This is a genomic window from Neobacillus sp. PVCKKU3, from assembly GCF_058323225.1.
The window spans coordinates 23,711-30,081 of the sequence record NZ_JBLVQN010000061.1 but is presented as its reverse complement, the minus strand read 5'-3'; the positions used below and the strand labels follow the sequence as shown (position 1 = coordinate 30,081).

3 protein-coding genes are annotated in these 6,371 nt (G+C 40.8%); all 3 read right to left on the bottom strand.

The genetic code is table 11. The features are described 5' to 3' along the window. Positions 1-274 precede the first annotated feature (274 nt). Entirely contained in the window at positions 275-2,587 is a 2,313-nt protein-coding gene (locus tag ACNQGS_RS27250) for an alpha-amylase family glycosyl hydrolase (RefSeq protein ID WP_491490118.1), read from the bottom strand. Between the two features lie 2 nt (positions 2,588-2,589). After that, a complete protein-coding gene (locus ACNQGS_RS27245) occupies positions 2,590-4,617 on the bottom strand; it encodes a pullulanase X25 domain-containing protein (RefSeq protein WP_491490117.1) in 2,028 nt (675 codons plus the stop codon). A 262-nt stretch (positions 4,618-4,879) separates the two neighbouring features. Then, positions 4,880-6,322 (bottom strand): MDR family MFS transporter, encoded by a 1,443-nt coding sequence (locus tag ACNQGS_RS27240; RefSeq protein ID WP_491490116.1) that lies wholly within the window; start codon positions 6,320-6,322, stop codon positions 4,880-4,882. Positions 6,323-6,371 lie beyond the last annotated feature (49 nt).

Genomic DNA, 6,371 nt, shown 5'->3' with positions numbered 1-6,371 from the left:
CATTATTGTTTGTTGACGTTTTTGTTTGTTTAGTTTTCAAAGAACTATTTTGCCTCTTATTACAGCGACAAAAATTAATATATCATATTCACTTCATATGTGTCAACTCATAATTTTCATTCATTAGGTTTGACCTCTCGTGAAGGAACTTTTATATCTTATCACCTGAATCACTCGTGTTCAATATATAATTTTTTCCAATTGAACTAAAAGAAAGATAAAATCCAAATAAAATGCCTCTCTCCATTTAATTAGGAAAGAGGCAATAGCATATTTATTGTTTATTAATCACGAATTCAAACGTCTTTGTTGCTTTAGCAATTGCACCGCCATCATTTTTAAAATTAGTCGTTTTACTTAATTCTGATGGTTCGATATGAATGCTGAGTTTGTTTACTCCTGCATTTAATTTAATAGTTTGCGAGAAAGTCATATCACTATTAATTGTTACAGGCTCACCATTTATAGTAAGAACCCCATCTTTAATAGCATTACCTTGCAGCGTTATCGTATCAGATGATACCGTTTGCCCGTCGGTATGGGAAGTTATAACAACTGGCTGATCAATCCAACGGACAATCTTATCCTGAACGACCATTTGGTTTCCACCTTGGTTTGTAACGATGATAGATAGGTCTGTCCCTTGTGCTCCGTATCCGTAATAGCTGACATCATCATCTTCTTGGTTCGAAGGTGTATGGTCAGGCAACCCTTCTGGATCCCATGTGCCATTTTTTACGTATTTATACGTTAATACTTCACCTTCCTGTGCATCGACAGTATATTCATAATCATTGGTGACTGCCCCAGCACGCGTCATTTGCCATGCACCGGTGTTCCAGCCGTTTTTGCTACCAGGCATCGTAATATAAATTCCTTGTGGAGTATAGGCTGGTGCGTTCACCTTAAATGTTACCTTTACGGTAACTAATTCAGGTGTAACGGTTACAGGATTGGATTTCACCATATTTCCTGCACGGTCATAAACTTGTACCTCGTACGTATACGTTTTTCCGTTTGTTACATTAATATCTCGATACGATTCTTTTGTCACATCCTGCAGCTGGTCGATTTTTATACCGTCGCGGACAATAACTATCATATATGGATCTTCATTTCCTTCCAATTTCCAAGAAAGGTTCACTTGTCCTGATTCCTGTTGAGGCTCAGCTAATGTTATTTTTTCTACAGGGGGTATGGTGTCACTTCCTTTGGTAAAGGTTACCGTTTTTATTTCACTTGTGACCCAAGTGCGGCCTAAGTCATTTGAAAAGGCAAATCGATACTCATAACTGCCTTCATCAAACGCCAGGAAATTAGAACTAAAGACATTCGACACATCCTGTTGATTTACATAAGTAGCATTGTAAGAAATCCAATTTTCGCTTCTAGGCTGTTTTACTTCAAGTTTAGCCTGCAATCCTTCCATTTCTCCCGTTTCTGTTTCACCTTTTACAAAGAAATTTGCTGTGACTGTTTCAGGTTTAGAAAGATCAATAATCGCAGGTTCAAGCGATGTGACGTTTTCAATTTTGTAGTTTTCCTCCGTTAATTTCACATGCGGAATAACTGCTGTTTTGAATTCCACCTTATCAGAGCTATTCCCCTTTTTATCAAGCGCTGCCACTGCAAAGTAATATTTTCTTCCATTATCAAGTCCATCAATTGTTACACTATTAATAGAAGACTCTTTTACTTTTTCGTAAAAAGCACCGGAAATCGTTGTTTGGTAGACGACATATCTTTGCGCATCGCCTTCCCATTTAATAACTGCCGAATGACTGCCCTCCTCCACTGTTAAATCCGTAATAACAGCAGGACGATTTAGGTTTTGGCCCTTTTCCGAAACAAGCATGCGCCCGCTCATGGCCGGAACAGTTACAGTCAATTTTCCATCCTTTGATTCTACTGTGTATTTTTTATCGAGCTGGTCGGTTAATTTAATCCCGTTTATCATTATATCTTCCATATTCAGTTCGACTGTTTTTGGTTCGTTGCCGCGGTTTGTAAGGACGATTCCAACATTCTTTTTATCTGAGCGTGAAAAAGCTAACACATCGCCTTTCGCATATAAATGGTGCAAATCGCCATAGCTAAACAAATCATGATAATTAGATCTTACTTTTCCTATGGCTTGATAATGCTTAATTAGCTCCTTATCTTCACTGCCCCATGGATATGTCCGGCGGTCATCGGGATCCTTTGAACCGGTCACACCTGCTTCATCACCATAATAAATAGTTGGTGCACCTGCATAACCCATCTGCAAAATGGCAGCCAGCTTTAAACGCTGAATTCCAAGCTTCGGGTTATAATTCTTATCGAACTCCGCTCTCTCAAAAGAGTCTGTTCCATTCCCCAGAACAAACGCTGCACGGGCAGTATCATGTGAGCCCATCAGATTCATAAGGGAATAAAATGCTTCTTTTGGATAATCCTCATAAACAGCAGTTAGCTGATTTTGTGCACCTTCAGCGTTTCCGGATTTCAGGTAATCGATCATAGCACCGCGGAAGCGGTAATTCATGACGGAATCATATAAGTCACCCAAGAAATATTTGGAGGCATCATCCCAGATTTCTCCCAATATTAATGGTCCTCTTTCTTTCCAGTCTTAAGCTCTTTTCGGAATTCCCTCCAAAACTGAGGGTCCACTTCGTTTGCCACGTCCAAACGCCAACCGGATGATCCTTTGCTAATCCATGACTTGGCTACCGAATCTTTATCATACATAATATATTTGGCAAACGAGTTATTATTAAGCTCCGATGGATAATCGACTGCTTCACCAGGAATGGATTTGATTTCTGGAAGTGAATCGTAACCCCACCAACACTGGTACTTATAAACACCGTCAACTTTTTCATTTTGAATGTTAAACCAGTTTTCATAACCGTAAGGGCTAAATATTTGTCCCTCTGATATAAATTTTTCTTTTACTTGTTTTTTAGCCTCATCTTCTGACACTCCCTGATTCTTAAGGTCATAAATTGCGGCCCAATACTCATAAGCACCTACCGTTGGATATTTACCATAACGGTCAAAGTAGATGGAATCATCGCCAACATGGTTAAATACACCATCTAAAATCAAATGCATCTTTCGTTTCTTTAATTCTTTGGTAAATGCCTGGAACTCTTCTGGGGAACCAAACATCGGATCCACATTTTTATAATCTGCAGCATCATATTTGTGGTTCGATGCTGCTTCAGCAATTGGATTTAAATAAAGTGTGTTTACTCCCAATGATTGTATATAGTCCAATTTCTGTTGAATACCTGCAATGTCGCCGCCAAAGAAATCATTAGAGAAGATTGCATCGTCTTGATATCCTTCGGTGCCTTTCAAACGAGGGTTATCAGGCAGATCATTCCATTCTTTATGTTCAATTGGCTCTCCCCCGCGCGCATTGCTTTTGGCATTATCATTTTTCTTATTTCCATTGTAAAAACGGTCAGGGAAAATCTGATAAACGACAGCTTCCTTCATCCAATCAGGAGTTTTATATGACGGGTAATATACCGTCAGCTGGAATAATGATGCGTTAGAGTCAGATGCCGTACCTATACCGCCTTCTTGAACGTCTTCCCCATATTCCTTCTGGCCAGCGCCGTCACGGGCAATAAATTTATAGCCGTATACCCCCTTTTCTTTAGGCGTAACGTTCGCTTCCCAAAACTCCACTTGTCCACCCTTTTGCTCAAGCCAGCCGGCAGATTCCATATCTACAGTGACAGTGTTACCGGTATTATAGTTTTTCAGCTGAACCTTCGCTCCAGTTAGGTCCCCTTTCTTCGCTTGAAGCCGAAACTTTACAACATCTCCTGCTTTTACCGCCCCAAATGGGGAACGGTAAGCCGTATCCCATGTATCATGGTATAGCTTGTCCCCCTGAACAATGCCATCAGGCAGCCCCGGATCATAATCGGTATATACTTCTTTTGTATCATGGTTGTAAAAAAATGTGACCGCAGTGTCCTTAAAGACATTTAATACAAAGTTATTAGCTGGATAAGCTGGTGCACTCCAGTTATCCCCAAGAACAATTTTAAATTCATGTTTACCTTTTGGAACTTGAGCCGTATATGTGTAGACGTTGTCATGGTCTTCATCATGCAAAATTGCCGTCGATTCATCAGGTGACCACTCTCCCCCGGCATTAAGCTCTGGCTGAATATCACCAACAATCCTTGGCTTTTGATTATCCGGCAGCTCAATCGGTACTGTTACTCTATGAGTGGTGTCATCATAAACAAACGTAACCTCTGTTTCTTTATCAAGTGATAATTTATAATTATCACCGTTCCTTGCCCCGTCTGCCCCGTAATTCTCATCCCAGGTGCCATTTATGGCAATTTTATATTCATAATTTCCTGCAGGCAGTTTGCCGGTTAGAATGTACTTCCCCGTTTCCTGCAACTTCATTTGCGTAGCCTGATCTGCAGGATTCCACTCACCGGAGCCTCCCAGCTCATCTTGCAGGTTACCAACTAGAGTCACGATCCGTCCTTCTGCATTTGTTTGTGCCGGATGAAAAAAAGCTGTTCCTGCAATCGTTTGCACAAATAACGCTAAAAGTGCAAGGTAATTCAGCCACTTACGTAAGTTTCCTTTCATGCATTTTCCTCCCCCAAAATTTTTGCGCAAACGTTTGCACTTTTACAAATAGAAAACGCTTACTTAAATCCATTATCGCATCATCAATATCTCGAAAAGAATAGGTCTTTGCTACTAATATTTACTAAAACTTAAATCACGGACACGATTGCATTAGGCTAACCACTCCTACGGCTTCATGGTCAAGTAACTTCAGCAGGTAAACGTACATGCTTCACACCAAATAAAGAGGAGACACTCGCCTCCTCTTCAATTGGGCAATCTATTCTTGGAATTTCACTCGAATGTTTCGGCGCCCCTCATCTTCATTACCTTCTTCAGGCAGGGTGTCATTTTTTATAAAAAACGAAAGAACCAGCGTCAAAAGTGATAGTACAGCAATCACCATAAATGCCATGTTGGCACCGTGGATATCCGGATATAGGATTCCCGGCTCATCCTTCGCCGATGCAGCAGTTGTCGTCATCACAGTGACAAGAATAGCGGTCCCAACCGATGCGGCAATCATTTTCATCGTATTATCCATTGCTGCTCCATGGGGAATGAGCCGTTTCGGAAGCTGGTTTAGGGCTGCCGTGGCAACCGGCATCATAACCATGGAGAGGCCGAACATCCTAATACTATATAAAACTGTTATAAAGGTAATGGTTGTGTTTGGCCCCAATTTAGTAAACGCAAATGAGGATGCGGTTATTATGATTAAACCTGTGATTACCAGCCATCTAGCACCAATTTTATCAAAAATCCTACCGATAATCGGTGCCAAAAATCCGCTAATTAGCGCGCCCGGTAAAAGAGCAAGGCCTGCCTCAAACGCTGAGAAATCTCTCATATTTTGCATATATAAAGGAATGATCGTTTCAGCACCAATTAACCCCATAAACCCTACCATTCCGATAATGATGGCATGCGGAAAAATTGAAATTTTAAATACTCTAAATTCCAGCATGGCATGTTCGAGACGTAACTGTCTTGTAATAAACCATACCAAGGCAAGACCTCCGATTCCTAATGTTAAAAGAGTGATGCCGCTTCCCCAGCCAAAATTTCCTGCACATGTGAATCCATATAGAAGACTGCCGAATCCAATAGAGGATAAAATGATGGAAATTATATCGACTTTTGGTTTCGATAATTCGGTAACATTTCTCAAGGTGAAGTATGCAACAACAATGTCTATTAAAGCTATTGGCAGGATGATAAAAAACAAGAGGCGCCATGAATAATGCGACGTAATCCATCCCGATAAGGCCGGCCCAATCGCCGGAGCAAAGGATATAACAAGTCCAACCAGTCCCATAGCAGCGCCGCGTCGATTAACCGGAAAAATCAGCAAAAATACCGTTTGCATCAACGGAAGCATCACTCCAGCTCCGCATGATTGAATAATTCTTCCTAATAAAAGAAATTCGAAATTTGGGGCTATTCCCCCAACTACTGTACCGGCTGCAAAAATGCTCATTGCAGTCAAGAATAACTGGCGGGTGGTAAACCGTTCTAACAGGAATGCACTTACTGGTACCATAATACCGTTGACAAGCATAAAAATGGTCGTCAGCCATTGCGCACTGTTGGCGGTAATGTTCATTTCCTTCATTATCGGAGGTATTGCTGTAATCATCAAGGTTTGATTTAAGATTGCGATAAATGTTCCAGCTAAAAGAAGCGCCACGATTGGGCCTCGTTTATTAGTGGATTTATCCATTTCTCCATCCTCCTTTATTTTCAAAAACGTACTTTTTAGATTACATGAT

Coding starts and splice junctions, on each gene's coding strand:
- ACNQGS_RS27240 (WP_491490116.1), bottom strand. CDS start 6,322: ATGGATAAATCCACTAATAAACGAGGCCCAATCGTGGCGCTTCTTTTA.
- ACNQGS_RS27245 (WP_491490117.1), bottom strand. CDS start 4,617: ATGAAAGGAAACTTACGTAAGTGGCTGAATTACCTTGCACTTTTAGCG.